25 protein-coding genes are annotated in these 22418 nt (G+C 39.1%); 14 read left to right on the top strand and 11 right to left on the bottom strand.

Annotated elements, in window-relative coordinates; all coding sequences use genetic code 11:
- Positions 1 to 69 precede the first annotated feature (69 nt).
- Positions 70 to 1146 carry a peptide chain release factor 1 gene (prfA, locus tag IL356_RS17245; protein WP_121849815.1) on the top strand — a complete coding sequence of 359 codons (1077 nt, stop codon included), beginning with the start codon at positions 70 to 72 and terminating at the stop codon, positions 1144 to 1146.
- Positions 1147 to 1204: 58 nt separating this feature from the next.
- Positions 1205 to 2026 carry an orotidine-5'-phosphate decarboxylase gene (pyrF, locus tag IL356_RS17240; protein WP_121849814.1) on the top strand — a complete coding sequence of 274 codons (822 nt, stop codon included), beginning with the start codon at positions 1205 to 1207 and terminating at the stop codon, positions 2024 to 2026.
- Here the strand turns inward: pyrF and IL356_RS17235 are convergent, their stop codons facing one another.
- Complete coding sequence (locus IL356_RS17235) at positions 2027 to 2224, bottom strand: hypothetical protein (protein ID WP_121849813.1); 198 nt, start codon at positions 2222 to 2224, stop codon at positions 2027 to 2029.
- Between the two features lie 366 nt (positions 2225 to 2590).
- On the opposite strand from IL356_RS17235, the gene IL356_RS17230 reads away from it, so the two are divergent.
- On the top strand, positions 2591 to 3376 hold the full coding sequence (locus tag IL356_RS17230) for an alpha/beta fold hydrolase (protein ID WP_121849812.1): 786 nt from the start codon (positions 2591 to 2593) through the stop codon (positions 3374 to 3376).
- A 183-nt stretch (positions 3377 to 3559) separates the two neighbouring features.
- Here IL356_RS17230 and IL356_RS17225 read toward each other — a convergent pair whose 3' ends face one another.
- The 3 genes from IL356_RS17225 to IL356_RS17215 all read right to left on the bottom strand — a co-directional run bounded on the left by IL356_RS17225 (position 3560) and on the right by IL356_RS17215 (position 5715).
- On the bottom strand, positions 3560 to 4267 hold the full coding sequence (locus IL356_RS17225; RefSeq protein WP_121849811.1) for a DUF4197 domain-containing protein: 708 nt from the start codon (positions 4265 to 4267) through the stop codon (positions 3560 to 3562).
- A gap of 95 nt (positions 4268 to 4362) precedes the next feature.
- On the bottom strand, positions 4363 to 5214 hold the full coding sequence (gene purU / locus IL356_RS17220) for a formyltetrahydrofolate deformylase (protein WP_121849810.1): 852 nt from the start codon (positions 5212 to 5214) through the stop codon (positions 4363 to 4365).
- Between the two features lie 87 nt (positions 5215 to 5301).
- Positions 5302 to 5715: a hypothetical protein gene (locus IL356_RS17215; RefSeq protein WP_121849809.1), complete on the bottom strand. Its 414-nt coding sequence runs from the start codon at positions 5713 to 5715 to the stop codon at positions 5302 to 5304.
- Positions 5716 to 5827: 112 nt separating this feature from the next.
- On the opposite strand from IL356_RS17215, the gene IL356_RS17210 reads away from it, so the two are divergent.
- Together IL356_RS17210 and IL356_RS17205 are read left to right on the top strand one after the other, a co-directional pair.
- A complete protein-coding gene (locus tag IL356_RS17210) occupies positions 5828 to 6286 on the top strand; it encodes an Lrp/AsnC family transcriptional regulator (RefSeq protein WP_121849808.1) in 459 nt (152 codons plus the stop codon).
- A gap of 109 nt (positions 6287 to 6395) precedes the next feature.
- Positions 6396 to 7808 carry an alpha/beta hydrolase gene (locus IL356_RS17205; protein ID WP_121849807.1) on the top strand — a complete coding sequence of 471 codons (1413 nt, stop codon included), beginning with the start codon at positions 6396 to 6398 and terminating at the stop codon, positions 7806 to 7808.
- Here the strand turns inward: IL356_RS17205 and IL356_RS17200 are convergent.
- The gene (locus IL356_RS17200; RefSeq protein ID WP_121849806.1) at positions 7795 to 9012 is read right to left on the bottom strand and encodes an MDR family MFS transporter; all 1218 of its coding nucleotides are present in this window, start codon (positions 9010 to 9012) and stop codon (positions 7795 to 7797) included. The genes IL356_RS17205 and IL356_RS17200 overlap by 14 nt on opposite strands.
- 327 nt (positions 9013 to 9339) lie before the next feature.
- On the opposite strand from IL356_RS17200, the gene IL356_RS17195 reads away from it, so the two are divergent.
- Positions 9340 to 9882, top strand: a complete 543-nt coding sequence (locus tag IL356_RS17195; RefSeq protein ID WP_380084817.1) for a DUF1684 domain-containing protein — start codon at positions 9340 to 9342, stop codon at positions 9880 to 9882.
- Positions 9883 to 9955: 73 nt separating this feature from the next.
- On the opposite strand, the gene IL356_RS17190 is transcribed toward IL356_RS17195, so the two are convergent.
- From IL356_RS17190 to IL356_RS17170, 5 genes are all read right to left on the bottom strand, one after another.
- A complete protein-coding gene (locus IL356_RS17190; protein WP_121849805.1) occupies positions 9956 to 11023 on the bottom strand; it encodes a porin in 1068 nt (355 codons plus the stop codon).
- A gap of 137 nt (positions 11024 to 11160) precedes the next feature.
- Complete coding sequence (locus IL356_RS17185) at positions 11161 to 12393, bottom strand: ammonium transporter (RefSeq protein ID WP_121849804.1); 1233 nt, start codon at positions 12391 to 12393, stop codon at positions 11161 to 11163.
- Positions 12394 to 12418: 25 nt separating this feature from the next.
- The gene (locus tag IL356_RS17180) at positions 12419 to 12757 is read right to left on the bottom strand and encodes a P-II family nitrogen regulator (protein ID WP_121850767.1); all 339 of its coding nucleotides are present in this window, start codon (positions 12755 to 12757) and stop codon (positions 12419 to 12421) included.
- A 292-nt stretch (positions 12758 to 13049) separates the two neighbouring features.
- Positions 13050 to 13421, bottom strand: coding sequence for a fluoride efflux transporter CrcB (crcB, locus tag IL356_RS17175; protein ID WP_121849803.1), 372 nt, complete (start codon positions 13419 to 13421; stop codon positions 13050 to 13052).
- A gap of 166 nt (positions 13422 to 13587) precedes the next feature.
- On the bottom strand, positions 13588 to 13764 hold the full coding sequence (locus tag IL356_RS17170) for a hypothetical protein (RefSeq protein ID WP_162987930.1): 177 nt from the start codon (positions 13762 to 13764) through the stop codon (positions 13588 to 13590).
- A gap of 372 nt (positions 13765 to 14136) precedes the next feature.
- On the opposite strand from IL356_RS17170, the gene IL356_RS17165 reads away from it, so the two are divergent.
- Positions 14137 to 14523 carry a pyrophosphohydrolase domain-containing protein gene (locus tag IL356_RS17165; RefSeq protein WP_121849801.1) on the top strand — a complete coding sequence of 129 codons (387 nt, stop codon included), beginning with the start codon at positions 14137 to 14139 and terminating at the stop codon, positions 14521 to 14523.
- A gap of 75 nt (positions 14524 to 14598) precedes the next feature.
- On the opposite strand, the gene IL356_RS17160 is transcribed toward IL356_RS17165, so the two are convergent.
- On the bottom strand, positions 14599 to 15663 hold the full coding sequence (locus IL356_RS17160; protein WP_121849800.1) for a branched-chain amino acid aminotransferase: 1065 nt from the start codon (positions 15661 to 15663) through the stop codon (positions 14599 to 14601).
- 106 nt (positions 15664 to 15769) lie between these two features.
- On the opposite strand from IL356_RS17160, the gene IL356_RS17155 reads away from it, so the two are divergent.
- From IL356_RS17155 to IL356_RS17125, 7 genes are all read left to right on the top strand, one after another.
- Entirely contained in the window at positions 15770 to 16264 is a 495-nt protein-coding gene (locus tag IL356_RS17155; protein ID WP_121849799.1) for a DUF4920 domain-containing protein, read from the top strand.
- Between the two features lie 32 nt (positions 16265 to 16296).
- Positions 16297 to 16962 (top strand): tRNA (5-methylaminomethyl-2-thiouridine)(34)-methyltransferase MnmD, encoded by a 666-nt coding sequence (gene mnmD, locus IL356_RS17150; protein ID WP_121849798.1) that lies wholly within the window; start codon positions 16297 to 16299, stop codon positions 16960 to 16962.
- 122 nt (positions 16963 to 17084) lie between these two features.
- Entirely contained in the window at positions 17085 to 18047 is a 963-nt protein-coding gene (locus IL356_RS17145) for a TIGR01777 family oxidoreductase (protein ID WP_121849797.1), read from the top strand.
- Between the two features lie 179 nt (positions 18048 to 18226).
- Entirely contained in the window at positions 18227 to 18790 is a 564-nt protein-coding gene (locus IL356_RS17140; protein WP_121849796.1) for a nucleotide exchange factor GrpE, read from the top strand.
- 8 nt (positions 18791 to 18798) lie between these two features.
- Positions 18799 to 19920, top strand: a complete 1122-nt coding sequence (gene dnaJ, locus IL356_RS17135) for a molecular chaperone DnaJ (RefSeq protein WP_121849795.1) — start codon at positions 18799 to 18801, stop codon at positions 19918 to 19920.
- Between the two features lie 227 nt (positions 19921 to 20147).
- Positions 20148 to 21077, top strand: coding sequence for an ABC transporter ATP-binding protein (locus IL356_RS17130; RefSeq protein ID WP_121849794.1), 930 nt, complete (start codon positions 20148 to 20150; stop codon positions 21075 to 21077).
- Complete coding sequence (locus IL356_RS17125; RefSeq protein ID WP_121849793.1) at positions 21074 to 22417, top strand: ABC transporter permease; 1344 nt, start codon at positions 21074 to 21076, stop codon at positions 22415 to 22417. Before IL356_RS17130 ends, IL356_RS17125 begins: the two co-directional genes overlap by 4 nt.
- The last annotated feature ends 1 nt before the right edge of the window (position 22418 follow it).

Below are 22418 nucleotides of genomic sequence, written 5' to 3'. Positions count from 1 at the left end.
TATGTCTAATTTTCTGAATTTTTGATGTGCAAATTTGTCGTAAATTCGCAGTTCAATTGAGGAAAGTATATGATCGATAAGCTTAATATAGTAAAACAACGGTTTGATGAAGTTTCTGACCTAATCATTCAGCCTGATGTTATCTCTGACCAAAAGCGTTATGTTGAATTGACCAAAGAGTATGCAGATTTGAAAGATTTGGTCGCTAAGCGTAACGAATATTTAGAGGTAACCGAAAACATCAATGAGGCTGAAGAAATAATTGCTGATGGCAGCGATGCCGAGATGGTCGAAATGGCCAAAATGCAATTAGATGAAGGAAAGGAGCGCTTGCCCCAATTGGAAGAAGAGATAAAGTTCATGCTGATTCCGAAAGATCCTGAAGATGCCAAGGATGTTGTAGTTGAAATCCGTGCGGGAACAGGTGGAGACGAGGCCAGTATATTTGCAGGTGATTTATTTCGAATGTATACCAAATACTGCGAAACCAAAGGTTGGAAAACCAATGTGATCGATTTGAGCGAAGGTACCAGTGGTGGTTATAAAGAAATACAGTTTGAAGTGAACGGACAAGATGTATATGGTACATTGAAGTTCGAGGCTGGAGTTCACCGTGTGCAAAGGGTACCTCAAACAGAGACCCAGGGTAGGGTTCATACCAGTGCGGCGACGGTAATGGTTCTTCCCGAAGCGGAAGATTTCGATGTTCAAATAGACCCTAAAGATGTGCGGATCGATTACTTCTGTTCCTCAGGTCCGGGAGGGCAATCGGTAAACACCACCTATTCAGCTGTTCGTCTGACGCACATACCTACGGGATTGGTGGCGCAATGCCAAGATCAAAAATCACAACATAAGAACAAAGAGAAGGCCTTTAGGGTTTTGCGTTCAAGACTATACGACTTAGAGTTGGCAAAGAAACAGGAAGAAGATGCAGCCAAGAGAAACTCTCAAGTGAGTAGTGGTGACCGTTCAGCAAAAATAAGAACCTATAACTATCCGCAAGGTAGGGTTACCGATCACCGAATTGGTCTTACCCTTTATGATTTGCAGAACATTATTGATGGTGATATTCAAAAGATTATAGACGAGCTTAGCTTAGTTGAGAATACCGAGAAATTAAGAGAGGCTTCCGAGACATTCTAACCGGAGTAACATTTTCAACAAGAGTCTAATTTATTAATCAAACAATCAGATATCTTAAGTGACTACCCAGCAACTTGTAGACCAAATTCATAAAAAGAGATCGTTTTTATGTATTGGTCTTGATACCGATTTAGATAAGATACCGGCGCATCTTAAGCAATTGGAAGATCCCATTTTTGAATTTAATAAAGCCATCATTGACGCGACACATCATTTGTGTGTGGCCTATAAACCGAATATTGCTTTCTACGAGGCTTATGGGCTCTCTGGGTGGAAATCGTTGGAGAAGACCATTGAATACTTAAATGCGGAATATCCTGAGCAGTTCACGATAGCTGATGCTAAAAGAGGAGATATAGGTAATACCTCTACCCGATATGCCAAGGCATTTTTCGAGGGTATGAATTTCGATTCGATAACCATCGCACCTTATATGGGCAAAGACTCGGTGGAGCCATTTCTAGAGTTCGAAAACAAGCATACTATTTTGTTGGCATTAACTTCGAACAAAGGGGCCTTTGATTTTCAAACTACAGTATCGGATGGTGAGGAATTATATAAAAAAGTCATTAGAATCTCAAAGAGCTATAAAAATTCTGAGAATCTCATGTATGTAGTAGGAGCGACCAAAGCTGAGTATTTGGCCAAAATAAGAAATATAATTCCCAATAATTTTCTTTTGGTACCTGGGGTAGGGGCTCAAGGGGGTAGCCTTGAAGAAGTGTGCCGCTACGGTATGAGTGAAAATGTTGGTCTATTGGTCAATTCCTCTAGAGGAATTATATACGCTTCCGATCAGGCAGATTTTGCCATGGCCGCAAAAAACGAGGCCGCTAAACTGCAGTCTCAAATGGCGGTCTTACTAGAAAGCGCTCGCTAACTAGTTCATCATATTTTCCAAAACCTTTTTGATTTTTTGGGCTTTTTGCTCAAAAAATTCAACAAGCTTGGCATCGGTATATTCCAAATTGCTAGCTTTCTCCAAAAAGTTCTGATACTGGTACTCCAAAAGGCTGATGGCGTTTCTGTTAGCCTCAATCGGAGTCACTTGTCCTACTTTGCAATATTGATTTTCCATAATTCAAATATGATTCTCTCAAATATACGGTGCAATTCTATTTTTGGACTTTGCAAATCGGCGTGTTGATGCAAAAATTAGTTCAATTGATGTTAATTTAACAATTGACTAATCTTCTTATTGAGAACAATCTATTTTAATAGGACTTTCTTTAGGGATCTTCTTGTTTAGAACCATGGTTGAATTGGTGCAAGTTCTTCCTTTAAAAAGTTTCCCTAATCGAGTATCCTGATAGGCTTCGTCAATATTTGAAAGTTATAATATATCTTAAAAAGATGTTTATAATTATAAATTTCTAATGTGCTTTGAATCAAAAGATTTCATACATTACATAGTTTCCAAAAAGGAAATTTTAAGAGAACACATTTGTTAAATTATTCGATATATCCGCACGCTGATTCTTCAGTCTGGGTAACCTTCGTACATGGTGCTGGAGGTAGCTCATCAATTTGGTTCAAACAATTACGAGAATTCAAAAAGCAGTTTAATGTGCTTTTGTTGGATCTGAGGGGGCATGGTAAATCAAAGCCTGCTCTAAAGGATGCTTTTGATGATCGCTATACTTTTGATTTTGTCACAGAAGATATTTTAGAGGTTCTGAACCATCTGAAAATTCAGAAGTCTCATTTTGTGGGGATATCTTTAGGAACCGTATTGATACGTAATTTAGCCGAAAGATATCCTGAACGGGTAGTGAGTATGGTGATGGGAGGTGCAATTATACGTCTCGACATGCGCTTTCGGTTGCTGATGGTATTTGGTAACATGTTTAAGTCTTTAGTGCCTTACATTTGGCTCTATCGACTTTTTACTTTTGCGATAATGCCCGATAGCAATCATAAAGAATCGCGATCTCTGTTTGTTAGGGAAGCCAAAAAACTTTACCAAAAAGAATTTTTAAGGTGGTACAAGATGGGATCTCAGATCAGTTCGCTCTTACGAATGTTCAGAGGTAAAGATATTAAGATACCGACCTTGTACGTTATGGGGGGTGAAGATTATCTTTTTCTGCCATCGGTGAAGAAGATGGTGCAAAAGCAATCTACAGCAAGCCTGCTTATGATCGAGCAATGCGGTCATGTGGTAAATGTTGAACAATCTGGCTTTTTCAACAGGTTTGTCATATCATACATCTCAGATTTTGGTAATTGAATAATTACTGAAATTCGGAGTTCCCAATTGTTTTCATAAAAAAAACCGGTGTTGCCACCGGTTTCTAAACTAACTAACTCAAAAATTTTACAAACTCGAAATAAATCAATATTCTAATAACCTATTAATTCAACGGATTTAAAATCAAGTTATTATGTTTAAAACAGGTTTTTTTATTTTGAATTAATCCTGCAAAACGAATACTTTTCTTAAAAGGTCGGAAGTTCTGGCCGAGACATTATTTCTAATTTCTTTCTCCTCAACGGCAATCATGGTATAAACGCCCTTTAAGGCTTCAGTAGTAACGTAATCGGTCAAGTCTGGGTTGACATTTTTAGTTAGCGGAATGCTATTGTACCTATTGATTAAATTGGCCCAAATTCTATCCGCACCTACCTTTTCAAAAGAGTTTTGAATAACCGGATTGAACTTTGCGTATAGTTCGGTTTTCGTAGTGTTCGTTAAGTATTGGGTTGCGGCATCATCTGAACCCAACAAAATACTCTTGGCATCACTAAAGGTTATTCCTTTAACTGCGTTAATAAAGATGGGCGTAGCTTCCCCTACGGCATCTTCAGCGGCCCTGTTGAGTATTTTCAGACCTTCATCCGCTAGATTACTTAAACCTATATCACGTAACGTTTTATCTACCTTTTGCAACTCTTCGGGCAAAAGAATTTTTACCAGTTCATTTTTAAAAAAGCCGTCTTCTTGGGTGAGTTTACTGACCTGCTTGTCAATACCCTTGTCGAGAGCTTCTCGAAGACCGGCAGCAATTTGGGCCGTTCCTATTCCGCTTTCTCCCTGAGGAAGCTGGTTGACGACCTGTTGAAGTTCGTTGCAGGAAATGAGGGATAGGAAAATGAAACTATAAATGATTTTTTTGACCATCGTGTTCGGTTTTGTTTGAAGAAATAAATAGTATCTATTGATACCTGTACAAAGAAAACGGCTACACCGGCAAAATCATATAGAACCTGAAAACTTTAAGAAAATATTACGGTCTTGTTGTTATAGACCATTGTTTTACGTCTGACGTGTAGCTTAACTGCCCTTGCCAGCACAATCTTTTCCAAGTCCCTTCCCTTCGCTATAAAATCTTTGATACTATGGGTGTGGGAAACAGCAGTGACATCTTGTTCTATAATCGGGCCCGCATCGAGTTCTTCGGTCACATAATGGCTGGTTGCCCCAATAATTTTTACCCCACGTTCAAAAGCGGCATGGTAGGGCTTGGCGCCAGCAAAGGCGGGCAAGAAAGAGTGATGTATGTTTATAATTTTATTGGGGTATTCATCAATTATTCTAGGGCTTACAATTTGCATGTAGCGGGCCAGTACAATAAAATCTACCCCATTTACTTTTAAAAGTTCTAACTGTTTATTTTCGGCTTCTTTCTTTGAATCTTTTGTAACCGGAATATGGTGATAAGGCAGGTCGAACTGCTCCGCAATCGGTCTTAAATCGTTGTGGTTGCTAATGATAAAAGGTATTTCTACTTCGAGTTCTCCTGAATGGTATCTGCTTAAAAGATCGTAAAGGCAATGATTGTATTTTGATACGAATAAAGCCATTTTTGGTTTTGGCACGGCTTGGTGAATACTCCATTCCATACCATAACTATCGGCTAGTTCCGTCTGAAAGCCATTTTCGAAATCTTGAATTGAAAAATCTTCTTTTTCAAAATCGCTTTCAAGTCTCATGAAAAAGACGTTGGCTTCTTTATCAACATGTTGATCTAAGTAGATAACGTTTCCCTCTTTTCGGTGAATATAACCCGTAACGGCATTAATAATCCCTGAACGGTCGGTGCAATGTATTAGAATAGTGGTTTTCAAGAATAGCGATTTAAAGCTCTAAATGTAGAACTTTAAGAAAAAATAATAAAGATTGTTAAGTAAATAAAGACTGATTTATTGAATTAATCAGTTTCTGTTTAGATTATTTCCATCCTTAAAAGAACTCCTCCAAGATTTGAAGCTCTTTCTGAACAGTCTTACCTCTTTTCTAAGAAGGTTTAGATATTCCTTTTCCTTTACACCGTCTTTTTCCAGGCCATTGCAGTAAGACATAATGTTGCGGATCATGATGTTGATGTAGGCGGCACTCTTCTGTCTTTCGGTATGTGTGCCCAATCGTTCCGCCAAAGCAATTTTTTGGGGAATCAGTATGGCATCTGTCAATAGAGAGTCGGCAATAATATCTCGAAGACTGTTCGATTGATATAATTTTAATAAATCTTTATTGAATGTTACGTATGATGCAATCTCTCTGCTTATGTAGCACAGTTCCAGAGACTTTCGGTAAACAGGCAACGATTTTAACTTATCGTAAGACATTTTCTTTCAGTAGCAATAACTACTATAAAATTACTGCCAGATAGCTATATTTGTCTTTGTAATCGAAAAGGAAAAATGTTATTGTCTTTTGAAAATAAATTATTTTTGAATTATGGATTCAAATCTAAAGTTGGATGATTTAAATTGGAAAATACTCCAATGCCTACAGAATAATGCCCGCGAAAGCTTTGCCAATATTGGTCGCACAGTAGGCCTTACTCCTCCTGCTGTTGCCGAACGGGTCAAGAAGATGGAAGACCTTGGAGTTATTGAAGGTTATCGTACTAAAGTATCGCATGCCCTTACGGGCCATCAACTTAAAGCAATCATAACCTTAAGGGCTTTTATGGGTAAGTTAAAACCATTTCTTGAAATAGTAAAATCGTTTAAAGAGGTGGTTAATTGCTATCGTATCACGGGCAATGAGAACATTGTTATGGAGGTTGTTCTTAAGGATCAATTTCACCTAGAAAAGTTTATCGATAAGCTCATTCAATATGGTGAGACCCGAACCCATATTGTGCTATCTAATGTGGTCAATAATGCCCCTATCAGCAATTGGCAAAACTAAAATTTTCTGAACGTCTTTAATTTTATAGGTCAAAATTCGATTATCTTTTCTTAGCTTTTCAAGCACGAAACTTATCGAACTTTGGCTAGATTTTTGATGAAATAAAGTTATGAAGCAAATACTTACCGTCTTGGCCCTTGGCTTTGCCATCACTTGTTATTCACAAAAGATAGTCTTGAAAAAAGGCATCATTATAGATTCACTGGTAGTAAACGATTCCATCACCGAAAGCTATTCGCTGTATTTGCCGACCGATTTTGAAATTGACCGGCCATGGCCAGTAGCGTTCGTATTTGATATGCAGGGCAGGGGAAGCCGGTCTCTTCGAATGTTCAAAGATGCCGCTGAAGAACATGGTTATATTCTTGCGGCCCCTAATAATCTTTCAGATACACTTTCTATATCCGATAATGTCCTGGCCACTCAGCGAATGTTTAATACGGTGGTTACAATACTGCCCATTCATCAGAATCAAATTTATGCCGCCGGGTTTGGTAGCGGTGGCAAGTATGCGACTTTGGTTCCTACATTTTTAAAGTCTATTACCGGGGTGGTGGCCTGTGGCACTTCATTGGCGAATACCGAAATACTTACAAGTAAAAATCCGTATCGGTTCATAAATATTGTCGGAAACGCCGACTATAATTACATGGACGTGCAGCAGGTGGAGTCGACTTTGAACCGTATGAGGTTTCCCAACCAAATCTTGGCCTTTGAAGGGGGGCATGAGTGGCCCCCGAGCGAGTTACTCTCAGACGCCCTTGGCATCCTGACCATGAATGCCATGGCGAAGGGATTTATTGATAAGGATGATGAATTTGTCAATCAAAATTATCGAAAAGACTTAGCAAGTGTAAGTACTTACGTATCTGCTAACAGACCGCTTCTTGCTGAATCGAAGCTTTCTGAAATGATGGAAATTTATAGTCCTTTTAGAACCATTGACTCTGTAAAGGACAGTAGGAAGGTGCTGCGCAAGACCAGTCGTTTTAAGGTTGCCAATAGAAGCCAGACCAATAATTTTCTTAAAGAACAATTTTTGAGAGAAGACTACGCCTATTATATGGAGGAAGACTTGCTAACCTACAATTATAATAATTTGGGATGGTGGAAGTATCAGACCGAAGAAATTCAAAAATTCAAAAAAAACCCGGATGTACTTATCAACCAGATGGGGTTTAGGCTTGAAGGGTATGTTAATGCCCTTTTGGCAGATAATATAGACATGGTCAAAGATGCTAAGACGAAAGATGTCGAAGGTTTGAATTTTCTGTATATGTTGAAGACCATATTACAACCTGAAGGTCACGATGCTTATCTGCAGGTCATTTCCTTAAGTTCAGAATTAGATGATTACGGGGCGGCTCTATTTTATCTTGAAGAGCTCTTAAAAAGGGGGTATGTCGATAAGGCCCGATTATATAACTTAGATAATACAGCGTTATTAAGAATTACCCCAGAGTTCAATGAACTTGTTGAACGATATCTAAAAAATGCACGATACGAAATCATTCAAGAATAGCTTTCTTTCGGTTCAAGCTTTTGTTTAAAGCGGCCAAAAGACCGATACCTACGACACAAACTATACATATGGTATACCAAGTTGTTTGAAACCCAAATTTGGCTATAGATTTCATTCCTAAATTATGGGCAAATACGTGGGCAATAGAGAATGCAATGGTATAGAGAGCCAAATACTCACCTTGCTTTCCTCTTGTAGCTCTTTTCATGGCAAAGGCATTTGAGAAGGGAAACGCTATCATTTCACCAAAAGTCATCAGTAACATTCCGGCTACCAGAATTGACGAGTTCTCAAATAGGTTCAGGACAAAAAAACTCAATCCGATCAAAGCAAGGCCGAAAAGTACATTCGTCAATTGCGAAAAGGCTTTGCTCTCCATGAATTTTATAAGAGGCATCTCTAGCAGAAAAATGGTGAAACCGTTCAGTGCCATAAGAATGCCTATTTCCAGTTCAGAAAGTGAATGCACCTCTTTGTAAAATATGGGTACGGTAGAAAAGTATTGAACAAAAGCGAAACTGACCATTATCATACAGATGATAAATAGGATGTATGGCCCATCAAAATAAGCTGACTTCGGATTTTCAACTATTTTTAAGGTATCCGTTACCTTCGCTCTTTTTGGGTTCAAGACCGCCAGTAGCAGAATGCTGGCTAAAATACATGTACCGCCATCTGCGTAGAATAACCCGCCATAGCCTACTGAAGAAATCAGAATACCGCCTAGTGCAGGACCCGCTGAAAATCCAAGATTGATGGCAAGCCTGATCAAGGTGACCGAACGTGTTTTATTTTCTGGTTTGCTATAAGCGCTCAGGGCTACGTATGAAGCTGGTCTAAAGGCATCGGCAACTGTCATCAAGAGAAATATGCCGATACAGATAGGCCAAAGACCTTCTAAGAATTGAACTGAAATAAAAAGAATTCCCGTGAGAAATAAGCTGCCTACCATGGTTTGATAATATCCGATTTTATCGGTAAGCTTTCCACCGGCCCATGCCCCGAATAAAGATCCTAAGCCAAAGCTGGTCATTATTGTGCCAACATTCTCTAATGTAAAGCCTAGATTTTGGGTAAGATATAGTGATAAGAAAGGAATAACCATGGTGCCTGCTCGATTGATCAATGTAATGAGTGCTAGCCACCAAACTTCGCTAGAAAGGCCTGCAAAAGATGATAGATAAGAATTTAAAATTTTTTTCATGGTTGGTCTTGAATAGGTAAAAACAAAAAGCCCGGCTCTAGGGCCAGGCTTTACATATGTTGTTTTTTCATCAATTTAAAAACAGCTTCGCCTGCCCCTATGATTTAGGAGAGAATACACTTGTTTGTTAATTGAAATAGTCATCACTGTTTCGGTTTTGAACAAAGCTAGCGAAAAATGCTTTATGTTGTATTTTTGAAAAATGAAGAATTTGAGGTTATGAAAAAAATAATTTTGGCTTCGCTTATGGTCGTTTTGGCCTGTAAGACTGATAAAAAATATCACGACGAGCAATCAAAGCAGGTTGGCATTACCAGTTCGGATGAGTTGAACGAAATTTTAAAATTTCAGCAAGAACTGAACAAAGAGTTTAAAAACCCCGAGACATCGCCACTACCCGATAGATATCGAAAGAATTTTGAGAGTTTAAAGTTTTTTGAACCGGATACGGCCTATGTGGTTGAGGCCCAATTTTTGAGAACCCCTGAAGCACTACCGTTTCTTATGCCCACCACTACGGACAGAAAGTCGAAAGAGGTAGTTTATGGTATCGCTCACTTTAATTTGAATGGTCAAAAGTGGCAGCTAGAGATTTACCAGAACGAGGAATTGATGCTTGAGGAAGGGTATGAAGATTACCTATTTTTACCTTTTACAGACCTTACCAATGGAAAAGAGACGTACACTGGCGGGCGCTATATTGATTTGAGAATACCTTTAGGCGATAAGATTACTATCGATTTTAATAAGGCTTACAACCCCTACTGTGCTTATAATAAAAAGTACTCATGCCCGATAGTGCCTAGCGTAAACGCTTTAGAAACTAGAGTTGTGGCAGGAGTGATGGCCTTTGAAGATGAGACAAAATAAAAGTTCCGTTCAAATACTGAACGGAACTTTTGTACAACTTAAAACTATAAACACTCAATCAATCCAATTCATTTTAGAAAGAGTAGATGGCAGCCAATACAAAGGAAGTCAATCCTCCCATTGGGTTTCCATCTGAATCTATAAACACTTCTTCAGAAGCGCTATCCAATCTCAATTCTGGTTTAATCATCAAATCACCAATTGTAGCGCTTCCAGTTAAGGTTACAGCAAATACACTAGCATCTCCGTCAGCATCAAACTCATCACCAATTGCTCCAAAGAAATCAGTTTCTGCGAAATATTCACCTCTAAGACCTATGGTGAAGTTATCTGAAGTTGCCAATTGTGGGTAAACCGCAACACCGGCAAAACTACCAACACCATCTTCTTCATCACCGTCAAAATAAGCGGCGTTCAATCCTAGGAAGAAAGTGTCAGACAAATCAAAACCACCAGTGAAATCCACTTCGTAAGAACCGTTGTCTATTAAAAGGTTCAAGTATTGTCCACTATAGCCCAATTGAGCACCCCAAGCATATTGACCGGTTGGGTTGAACTCAGTTAAGTCAGTTGGGTTCATTACAGCTAACATTAAGCTGAAGTCATCAGATAACGCAAAGTCAGCTTTTAAACCAGTATGCGAGAACGGGCCGTAAGAGAAAAGGTAAGAAGTACTGTAGTTAAAGTTGGCTACAGGTGAGATTACCTCGTAACCCAAGAAAGTATTGAAATTACCAAAAGTTAGGGTTACAGCATCAGAAACATTCCAATACGCATATAATTGGTTCACAATATTTCCGGTTGCAGAATACATTGGAGAAGCAAAGATGGCATCAGTACCTCTAGGACCAAAAACCAAGTCGGCTACGAAACCAACTTTTTCACCTTCATAGGCTCCAATCACATTGGCCATACCTAATGCAAAACCAGGAAGGTTGGCAAAAGAAGAACCAGGTGCTTGTGCATCTTGTCCATTTGGGGCATTTAAGTTCGCTCTGTAATAGGCATCGATAGACCCGCTAAATGAAAATTTAGAACCTTCTTCTTCATCATCTTGAGCCACTGCAATAGTAGCTGAACAAAACAATACCGTGAATAAGAAGATATTTTTTATGTACTTTGTATTTATAATCGCTTTCATTTGTTTCAATTTTAGTTATCCCTAATCGGGATTATTAAGTGAGTAACCTGCGAGTTCAAGAACAGGTTTATTTGTTGAGAGGGTTATATTGAACGGAGCGTTTGGCAGAACGCTCCGTTTCTTTTTAAATATTGGGATTAGTCATTGGTGAAATCAGGGTATGCATCCATTCCGTGTTCGTGAATGTCAAGTCCTTCAACCTCTTCTTCTTTAGAGACCCTAAGACCCATGATGGCTTTTAGTGCACCTAGAATGATGAAGGCAGACACTACGCAGAATGCACCTACGATAAGTACACCATATAATTGTGTCATAAACTGACCTGCACCGGCTTTATCTCCAAAAAGACCTACGGCCAAAGTTCCCCAGATACCAGTTATCAAGTGAACTGTTACGGCACCAACTGGATCATCCAATTTAAGTTTGTCAATCAATGCTACACCAAGTACGATGATGAAACCGGCTAAAAGACCTATGATAACCGCTTCATTCGGAGACATTAGGTCAGCACCCGCAGTAATACCTACAAGGCCACCAAGAATACCGTTCAAGAACATGGTAAGGTCCATATTTTTGTACATGATGGTAGATAAGATAAAGGCACCTACACCACCAGCAGCAGCAGCCAAACTAGTTGTTACCAATACTAAAGAAGTCAATTCTGGGTCGGCAGAAAGTACAGATCCACCGTTAAAGCCGAACCAGCCCAACCAAAGAATTAGAACACCTGCGGTCGCCAAAGGAATGCTGTGACCAGGAATCGCTTTTGGCTTTCCGTCTTCACCGAATTTACCAATTCTAGATCCCAAAAGGAAGATGGCTACAAGAGCTGCCCATCCACCCACTGAGTGAACCAAGGTAGAACCTGCGAAATCGTAGAAGCCCCAAGAATCCAAGAAACCGCCTCCCCATTTCCATGCACCTACAATAGGGTAAACAAGACCCACGTAGATTACAGTGAAAATCATGAAAGAACCGATTTTGATACGCTCGGCTACGGCTCCTGAAACGATTGTTGCAGCGGTAGCGGCGAACATTCCTTGAAACAAGAAGTCTGTCCACCAAGTGTATCCACCATCGGCATAGTCAGGTGTCATACCACCTTCAGGGGCATCAATACCAAAACCTGCGAAACCGAAGATGCCAGAAGAGCCTTCTTCAAAGCCAGGGTACATCATATTGAAACCCCAAGCGTAATAAAGTAGAAGGCCTACTGTTATGATGAAAATATTCTTGAAAAGAATATTGATTGTATTTTTTTGTCGGGTCAAGCCAATTTCCAAAAAGGCGAAACCAGTATGCATGAAGAATACCAATGCGGTAGCCAACATCATCCATACGTTATTTGCTGTAAATAATCCTGCGTCCATTTCTTAAAGTTTTATTGGTTGGTAATTAGTTGATTCCGGCCTGACCAGACTCTTTTGTTCTGATTCGGTAAGCTTCGATTACTTCTGAAACGAAAATCTTACCATCTCCTACATTACCTGTATAGGCAACCTCTAGAAGTTTGTTTACCGTCCTTTCTAAAAATTCATCGGATACTACTATGGACAAGTACCTGCGCTGTATGTCACTTGTACTGTAGGATATACCTCTGTAGACATGCCCTTGTTTTTCATTTCCAACTCCTGTTACATCCCAGTATGTAAAGAAATTGACCTCGATTTCATGAAGCGCTTTTTTGACTTCATCAAACTTGGATTTTCTGATAACTGCCTCGATTTGTTTCATAATTTGATTATTGAATTCAAACCAAATATATGTTAAAAAAATTAACACCCTAAAAAAATGGGGGTCATATAGTCTATTTTTATGTTTATTGTAATTATACCCCCATATTTTTTGGGGGTGCATAATTTGAGTATTATAATTATGAGTTTTTGATTGGTGGAAATTGAAAAAAAATGAACGAAAATTGAAAATGAGGGGTTGAAACAAGTCTAACCTTGAAAATTATGGAGAGATTGAATGGTTTTTTTGATTTTCCGTTAAAAAAATCGCAAATGTTAGGTTATTGTTATGTTTATAACAATTTTGAAATCCATAGGCCGATGGCCACGGCAGCTAGGCCCAAAAGAATGCTTGAGCCTGTGTAGATTACAAAATGGAGTAGTTCGCCCGAAGATAGTAAAGAGTGTTTTTCAAAAGCAAAGGTCGAGAAAGTGGTAAAGCCACCACAAAAACCTGTAGCGAGCAATAGAAGTTGATTTTCACCAATCAAATTGCCTTTAGAAGAATAGCCTAGAATAAGACCAATAAGTAGGCATCCAATAATATTGACTATAAAAGTGCCTAAAAAGAAGTGTTGAAAGTAACCGTTAAACGATTTTGAGATTAAATACCTAAGTAGGCTTCCGGTTCCTCCTCCCAAAAAGACAAGTAATAGTTGCTTCATTTATGCAAAATACACAATGAAGCGTTCAGCAGCATTTAATTTTTAAATAATTTTTGCCCGAAGAATGAAATACGGAAAATAGTAGGGTATAGACAGAACCGAACCAGTTAAGCCCATCCTATCTAAATATGATAAGAACGCAGTAAGCGTAACTGTTTTAAGGAGGTTAAACAGCTTTTTTTAACTTCTCTGAACTAGAACGTAGTGGATAGATGTTGGTGTTCTCCTTTTCTTCTTCTTGTGTTTCTTTTTTACCTCCAACTGAAACACCACTAAGACTGAATACCATAAATATGGCATTGGCCCCAATCAAGATCAATAAAATTGTAAAAAATGTCATCATTTGTTTGCCCCTTTTTCATAAAACGCAAAAATGCGCCTTTTGTTATACTTTACGTAATTAAATTGATTTTAGGTTTCTGTAAGAAGTGTTTTTGCGTGCTACAGAAAATATTTGTTAATTTTTTAGGAAAAACTTAATAAAGAATAAAAGTCCTACGAAAACTGCAAAGCCTAAAGCAATCCATTTTACACCTTTGTAGTTCTTTGAATGTAGTTTTTTATCCTTTTTATAGGATAAAATTACCACGATTGCGAAAGCTATGGCAAAAAGTGAAGCAAAGATAATTTGTCCCGTGCTGAACATATTCTTTATTTTGGCGCAAAATTAAGCCTTAGTCTGTTCAATAGCTAACCTTCTTTAAATATTATATAGATGAAAAATAAAATCAGTGCCGTCGAATTATTTCACAAGTCATTTGGCCTTGGCGTTTCTGAAACTATGAAAGCCGATTTAGGAGCGGCCAAAAACAAGCTTCGATTTAATTTGATGGACGAAGAAAACAAAGAATACCTCGAAGCCGCTTCTAATGATGATTTGGTCGAGGTGGCCGATGCGTTGGGCGATATGCTGTATATCTTATGTGGAACTATTTTGGAACATGGTATGCAGTATAAAATAGAAGAGGTTTTTGAAGAGATACAGCGTAGTAATATGAGTAAATTGGGCGCTGACGGTAAGCCAATTTACAGAGAAGATGGTAAAGTCTTGAAAGGCCCTAATTACTTTAAACCTGATATTTCTAAAATCTTGGAAGAATAATAGAAAATAGTGAGTACAAAAAGGGCGGGCAACTTTTAAGTTGCCCGCCCTTTTTATGTTTTAAGAAAATTGGTCTTAAACCTCAAGACGCCATCCAAAAGGGTCTTCAGCTCTATTGAACTGAATATCGGTTATTCTTTTTTTCAGTCTTGTTGCAAAGCTATCTTTAAGTTCAGGTAAATCGTAATCGACATCTCTAAAACCAAAAGTAGCGATGGGCGAAATGACCGCGGCTGTACCGGCCCCGAACATTTCTTTTAAGCTGCCGTTTTTAGCTGCTTCAACAACTTCGGTAACCGTAATCTTTCTCACTTCTGTTGCAATACCTTCGTCTTCGGCAATTTGAAGAATACTTTTTCGTGTGATACCGTCTAATATACGGTCACTGGTAGGGCCCGTAATCAAGGTGTCGTTTATTCTCACGAATATGTTCATGGCACCTGCCTCTTCGATGTATTCGTGATTGTTATCGTCTGTCCAGATGACTTGGCTGTACCCTTTTTCGGCCGCTAATTGCGTAGGGTAAAATTGACCGGCGTAATTTCCACCAGCCTTTGCATAACCAACACCGCCATTGGCCGACCTTGAATAGGTCTCTTCTATTAAGACTTTTACTTTGCCTGAAAAGTAAGAACCTGAGGGTGCTAAACAGATTAAGAATTTGTATTCATTGGCCGGTGAGGCATGAAAGCCTTTCCCTGACGCAAAAACAAAAGGTCTAATGTATAAAGAGCTGCCATCTTTTTGAGGTATCCAGTTTTTGTCTACCTCTACCAACGCTTTCAAGCCTTCCATGAAGTATTCTTCCGGTATCTCAGGTATGGCCATACGTTTGGCCGAAATATTCAAACGTTTAAAGTTGTCCAGTGGTCTAAAGAGCCATACCTTGTTTTCGGTATCTTTATAGGCCTTCATTCCCTCGAAAATCGATTGGCCGTAATGGAATATCTTAGATGAGGGATCTAACGTTATAGGTTGATAGGGCGTAATCTTTGGTGTTTCCCATGCTCCATCCTTATAATCGCATACCAGCATATGATCGGTAAACACACTGCCAAAAGATAGATTATCAAAATCCACTTGGTCAATTTTAGAATGCTTTACCTTCTCGATGCCGATTTTTTGCATGGTTGTACTCATAGTTTCAAATTTTAAAGAATAAAAATACCAATTTTAATTGCAATCATTCTTCAATCTTCATGTAAAAATCACCAGTTTTGTATTGGTAATCTAATTTTTATGGTATATGAAAAGATTTAACATATTACTTGTCTTTTTTGTGTTGTCTTTTGGGTGCTTAGCACAGGAAAACCAGAAAGAATCTTCGGTCGATGGCACACAGTATAAAGTATTTGGCGAAGACTTTAATGGTTCTGGTTATGTGTCTACTGAAAAGATGACCGAAAAATATAACGGAATGAACGCTGCCGACTCTTTACAGGTAAAGATGAAGGCTACCGTTACCGACGTCTGTAGGGTTAAAGGTTGCTGGATGAAACTTCAACTACAGGACGGTAACGAAACTATGGTTCGATTTAAAGATTATGGCTTTTTCATGCCTTTTGATGTAGTAGGAAAGGAAGTAATCGTCAATGGTACCGCGTTTGTAGAGGCGATGAGTGTTGACGACCAAAAACACTATGCTAAAGATGCGGGTATGTCAGAATCGGAAATAGCTAAAATAAAAGAGCCGAAAAAAATATTCGGTTTTGAAGCCGACGGTGTTCTAATGTCTAAATAATAGGTTAGGGCACTACCATAATCTATATTTTTTTGGAAAGAAAAGTCATTACTACGGGCGATGGTTCTAAAACCATTCAAATAACTGAATGGAACGAACAATATCATTCAAAACACGGTGCTGTTCAAGAGGCCTATCATGTTTTTATCAAACATGGCCTTTCGTTGTTTGACAATGATGAAATAAGCATACTTGAAATAGGTTTCGGCACCGGCCTGAACGCATTTATTACCTATCTCGAAGGTGAAAAGCAAAACAGTATTATTGATTATTGCGGGGTAGAGAAATTTCCTGTTTCAATGGAGGAGGTCAATCTTTTAGATCATGCCGAGCAATTAAACGCCACAGACGAAAACCAGCGTTTTCTTCAAATGCATGAAGGTAAGTGGGAAGAGGAGCTCAGTATCTCCGATAAATTTAAGCTGACAAAAAAGCAAATCGATTTTCTTTCCATAGATGCTTCGGATAGATTTAATTTAATCTACTTCGATGCTTTTGGGGCTAGGGTGCAACCGGAGTTATGGACGGAGGAAATATTTTCTATTATGTTCCGGGCATTAAAAGGTGAAGGAATTCTAGTGACCTATGCCGCCAAAGGAAGTGTTAGAAGAGCGATGCAAGCGGTCGGTTTTGAGGTCGAACGACTACCGGGGCCGCCTGGAAAAAGAGAAATGTTGCGAGCTAAAAAAGCGCCTTGATAACTACCTAAAATGTTAACAAATAGGAATTTACATCCTGTTTTTAACATAGCCTTAATCATTAGTGTTAAATCGAAATTAAAGGTGTGTCAGTGAATCTGGCAATCTTTTATCTTTGATACATGAGAATACTGATTACAGGTGCAACAGGGCTTGTGGGTAGGGAAATCGTTAAGCAATGTCACGAGCGAAACATTGCTGTGAATTACTTAACAACAAGCAAAGATAAAATAGTCTCCAAACAGGAGTACCAAGGTTTTTATTGGAATCCAAGTACTGGTCAAATCGATCTGAATTGTTTTGAAGGTGTTCATGCCATTATCAACTTGGCTGGGGCCACTATCTCCAATAGGTGGACCCCTAAATACAAAAAGATAATATTGTCGAGTCGCGTCCATTCATTAAGAACCCTTTATAAGGGCATAAAAGACTCTAAGTCAGATACTATCGAAGCTTTTGTAACTGCTTCCGCCGTGGGTATATACCCTGATTCGTTATCCAATTATTATACAGAAGAAGACCAGCTTGTCGATGACAGCTTTCTAGGTGAAGTTGCTTCGGTTTGGGAAAAAGAGGCCGATAAGTTCCGATTTTTCCGGTTTCCGGTTTCCAAGGTGAGAATAGGCTTGGTACTTTCCGCAAAGGGTGGGGCGTTACCGCAAATGACAAAACCGATAAAGAACTATGTGGGTGCTGCATTTGGGTCTGGTAACCAATGGCAATCGTGGATCCATGTTTCCGATTTGGCAAGAATATTTCTATTTGTGGTTGAAAACCAGTTGGAAGGTGTTTTTAACGGTGTAGCACCTAATCCAGTTTGTAATTCAAAATTAGTCGATAAAATTGCCCAAGTTTTCAAGAAACCATTATTGTTGCCGAACATACCAAGGTTTGTAATGAATATGGTTCTGGGTGAAATGTCGTACCTTCTTTTTGCTAGCCAAAGGGTTAGTAGTAAGAAAATTGAAGAAGAAGGTTTTCAGTTTCATTTTAGCAACATCTGCAGTGCTTTGAGTGATATTTACGGGCATGAAATAGATGGAAAGACCTCGAAAATTAGTTATAAGAACGAATACATTTCCTAGTAATACTTGTTCTGTAAATTATTTATGATTCCACCTTCGGTGGAATTTTTTTTGTCCCCATTTTTTTCGCTACCTGTAATAATGTGTCTTTCAACCTCTTTTTGGTGACATTTTGACATTTTTCAAGAAATGGCAGTACTTTTGCCACTTCGAAATGGAGAAAAATAATTCAAGCATATATGAGCGATAAAGATATCACTGAAGACTTTGAAGAGGTATTGGACGATGAGCAACGTCAAGAAGCAGCTGATAATGAGATTAATGAAGAAGAGAACGCAGCTGAAGCTGAGTTAAGCGTTGAAGATCAGCTAAGGGAAGACTTGGCAAAAGAAAAAGACAAGTTTTTACGTTTGTTCGCCGAGTTCGAAAATTTCAAGAAGAGAACCTCTAAAGAACGTATGGAGATGTTCAAGACTGCTGGTCAAGAAATTATGGTTTCTATGCTACCGGTACTTGATGATTTTGATAGGGCTTTAAAAGAATTGGCCAAGTCTGAAGACAAAGAAATGTTCAAAGGCGTTGAGTTGATTCGGGTCAAATTTCGTGAAACACTGAAATCAAAAGGTCTTGAAGAGGTAGAGGCGAACCAAGGCGATACATTTGATGCCGAAGTTCACGATGCCATAACCCAAATACCTGCACCTGATAAAAAGCTGAAGGGTAAATTGATAGACGTGGTCGAGAAGGGGTATAAATTAGGAGAGAGAATCATTCGTCACCCCAAAGTAGTCGTGGGTAACTAAGATATAGTATGAAGGAAGATTATTATGACGTATTGGGCGTGAGCAAAAGTGCCACTGCTGCAGAAATAAAAAAGGCATATCGAAAAATGGCCTTGAAATATCACCCTGACAAAAATCCAGGTGATTCAAAGGCTGAAGAGATGTTCAAAAAATCTGCCGAAGCATATGAGGTTTTAAGTAACCCTGATAAGAAGGCGAGGTACGACCAGTTCGGCCATGCTGCATTCGAGGGTGCCGGTGGCTTCGGTGGCGGAGGTATGAACATGGATGATATCTTTAGCCAATTCGGCGATATTTTCGGTAGCGCCTTTGGTGGAGGCGGTGGTTTCGGCGGTTTCGGCGGCTTCGGAGGAGGTCAACGAAGAGCTAAGGGAAGCAACTTGCGCATCAGGGTAAAACTTACTTTAGAAGAGGTGGCCAATGGTGTAGAGAAGAAAGTAAAGGTGCGTCGAAAGATACAGGCAGATGGGGTTACCTATAAAACCTGTGGCACTTGTGGCGGCCGTGGTCAGGTAACAAAAATTACCAATACCATTTTGGGTAGAATGCAGACCGCAACTACCTGTAGTTCTTGTAGCGGTAGTGGGCAGGTTTTAGATAAAAAACCAAGTGATGCCGATGCACAAGGTCTGAAAATTCAAGAAGAGACGGTTTCCATAAAGATTCCTGCCGGGGTAGAAGACGGTATGCAACTTAAAGTACCCGGAAAAGGTAACGACGCTCCCGGTAACGGTGTGGCTGGTGATTTGTTGGTGGCCATTGAAACAGAAGAACATGCTACTTTAAAGAGAGAAGGTGACAACCTTCACTATGATCTTTATATTAGTATTTCTGAAGCCGTTCTCGGTACTTCAAAAGAGATAGATGCCGTTGGGGGCAAAGTTCGAATCAAGTTGGAACCTGGCATTCAGTCAGGCAAGATTCTACGCCTAAGAGGAAAAGGTATTTCAAGCTTAAATGGATATGGCAACGGGGATCTTCTGGTTCACGTAAACGTATGGACGCCGAAAGAGCTCAATAAAGAACAGCGGGAGTTTTTTGAACGAATGCAAGGAAATGAAAATTTCGACCCAAAACCTGAGAAATCAGATAAATCTTTCTTTGAAAAAGTGAAAGATATGTTCTCATAAGCCAAAAACTTTGGTTTTTAAATAAAAAACGTATATTTGGTTAATATTGGGAAACCAATATAAATTTTCTTTTTCATAGCAATTTTTTTCCCATCCTTAAATGCATTTAAGGGTGGGTTTTGTTTTTATGGGGCTTGGTGTTTTTGAAATCCATTCCCTAAAAACATAGATTATTTTTGAACGCCGCCTGACGGTTCTTTTTCTATATCTTTGACAAAATTGTGTGCATGAACAATATTTTGGTCACTAAAGAAGTCACCAAAAAATATGGCGAACATACGGCTTTAGACCATGTTTCTTTAGAAATACCTAAAAACAGTATCTACGGATTATTAGGGCCAAATGGTGCGGGTAAGACTACTCTTATAAGAATTATCAATCAAATCACATATCCCGATAAAGGTGAAGTACTGTTCGATGGCGAACCTTTACGCTCTGAGCATATCGCCCAAATAGGTTATTTGCCGGAAGAGAGAGGTCTGTACAAAAGCATGAAGGTCGGTGAACAGGCTCTTTACTTGGCTCAGCTCAAGGGTCTCAGCAAGGCAGAAGCTAAGAAGCGGCTTGAATATTGGTTTGAAAGACTTGATATAGGAAAGTGGTGGAACAAAAAAATACAAGAGCTCTCCAAGGGGATGGCACAGAAGGTGCAGTTCATAGTAACCGTTTTACACGAGCCCAAACTGCTTATTTTTGACGAACCCTTCAGTGGGTTTGACCCAATTAATGCCAACATTATCAAAGACGAAATTCTTAACCTTAAGGAGCAAGGCACTTCAATTATATTCTCTACACACCGAATGGAGTCGGTTGAAGAACTATGCGAGCATATAGCCTTAATTCACCGCTCAAAAAAGGTTTTGGATGGTAAACTTTCAGATATCAAGAAAGCTTACAAGAACAATATTTTCAAAGTAGGGCTTCAGACCGATTCGGCTGATATGATTCTTAAAGAACTTGCCGATAAATTCGATATTTCTTCTTCTTCGTACGATGCAGCAGAATCTCAACTCGATTTTACATTACAGTTGCCCAATAGCGATTCGAGAAACGTGTTGGTTTATCTTTCGTCGAAAGCCAATGTGAACAGGTTCGTAGAGACCATTCCTTCCACCAGTGAAATATTCATTCAGACAGTTCAAAGTAAAGAGCCATGAATAAGCTATTATTGATCATTAGACGCGAATACTTGGCCAAGGTGCGTAATAAATCATTTGTAATCATGACTTTTTTGAGCCCTATCTTAATGGTAGGCATGGTGGTCCTGATAGCTTACCTAACACAGGTCAATGACAACGAACATCGGGTGATAGGTATTTTGAATGAGAGCGACTTCTTTTCGAACGAATTTGTAAATACAGAAAGCACTTCCTATTTACAATTTGATGATATTTCTTTGGAACACGCCAAGGATTCCGTTTCCGGTCTAGGTTTCTATGGGCTATTGTACATACCTGATGAAATCAATTTGGAAAAGGTCTGCAGTAGGTCTTTTTTATATACCAAAGAAGCGCCCAGTACCGCAATAATCGATAAAATTGAAGGAGTTTTTCAAGAGAGGCTCAGGCAGCAACGTCTTCTTGAATTAGGGGTCTCCGCTTCAGAATTCGAAACTGTCGACACCAATTTTGATATACATACCGCAACTTTTGACGGACAAACAAATATCAAGGGCATCAACGAAATCAAAGCATTTATCGGCGGTGGGTTCGGTTACTTGATTATGATGTTTATCATCATTTATGGCGGGTTCGTCATGCGCAGTGTTATAGAGGAAAAAACAAGTAGAATTATAGAGGTTATTATCTCTTCTGTCAAGCCCTTTCAACTCATGTTGGGCAAAATTATTGGTACTTCATTGGCTGGTATCACACAGTTTGCCATTTGGCTGGTCTCTGCATCGCTTTTACTGTTGGTAGCTTTCGCTTTTTTTGATATTGATCCTGCGGTTTTGAATACAAGTGCCCATATACAGGATCAAATGGGTGCCAATATGGCTCCTCCCATACCTGTGGCCGACCAGACGATGCGGTTATACGCTCAAGAATTATTGAGTATACCTTGGGTAATGTTAATTGGCTTCTTTTTGGTTTATTTCTTGTTGGGTTATTTGATTTACAGCTCCATTTATGCCGCTATTGGTGCGGCCGTTGATAATGAAACGGATACCCAACAGTTTATTTTTCCCATTATATTGCCATTAATGTTGGCCATTTATGTTGGCTTCTTTTCTGTTTTTAGTAATCCACACGGTCCGATTGCCGTAGGCTTTTCTTTGTTTCCCTTAACTTCTCCGATTGTAATGCTTATGAGATTACCTGGCGGTATTGGCGAGGGAGGTGTGCCAATTTGGGAACTAGTTGTTTCAATACTGCTATTATTCGGTACTTTTATAGGTATCGTTTGGTTAGCTGCCAAAATTTATAGGGTGGGTATTTTGATGTACGGAAAAAAACCTACCTATAAAGAACTTTTCAAGTGGCTGAAGTATGATTAGC

It is taken from the genome of Euzebyella marina (assembly GCF_014855515.1).
Taxonomy (GTDB): domain Bacteria; phylum Bacteroidota; class Bacteroidia; order Flavobacteriales; family Flavobacteriaceae; genus Euzebyella; species Euzebyella marina.
Note: the sequence above shows the minus strand (reverse complement) of the source record. Positions and strands in the feature narration are given on the sequence as shown.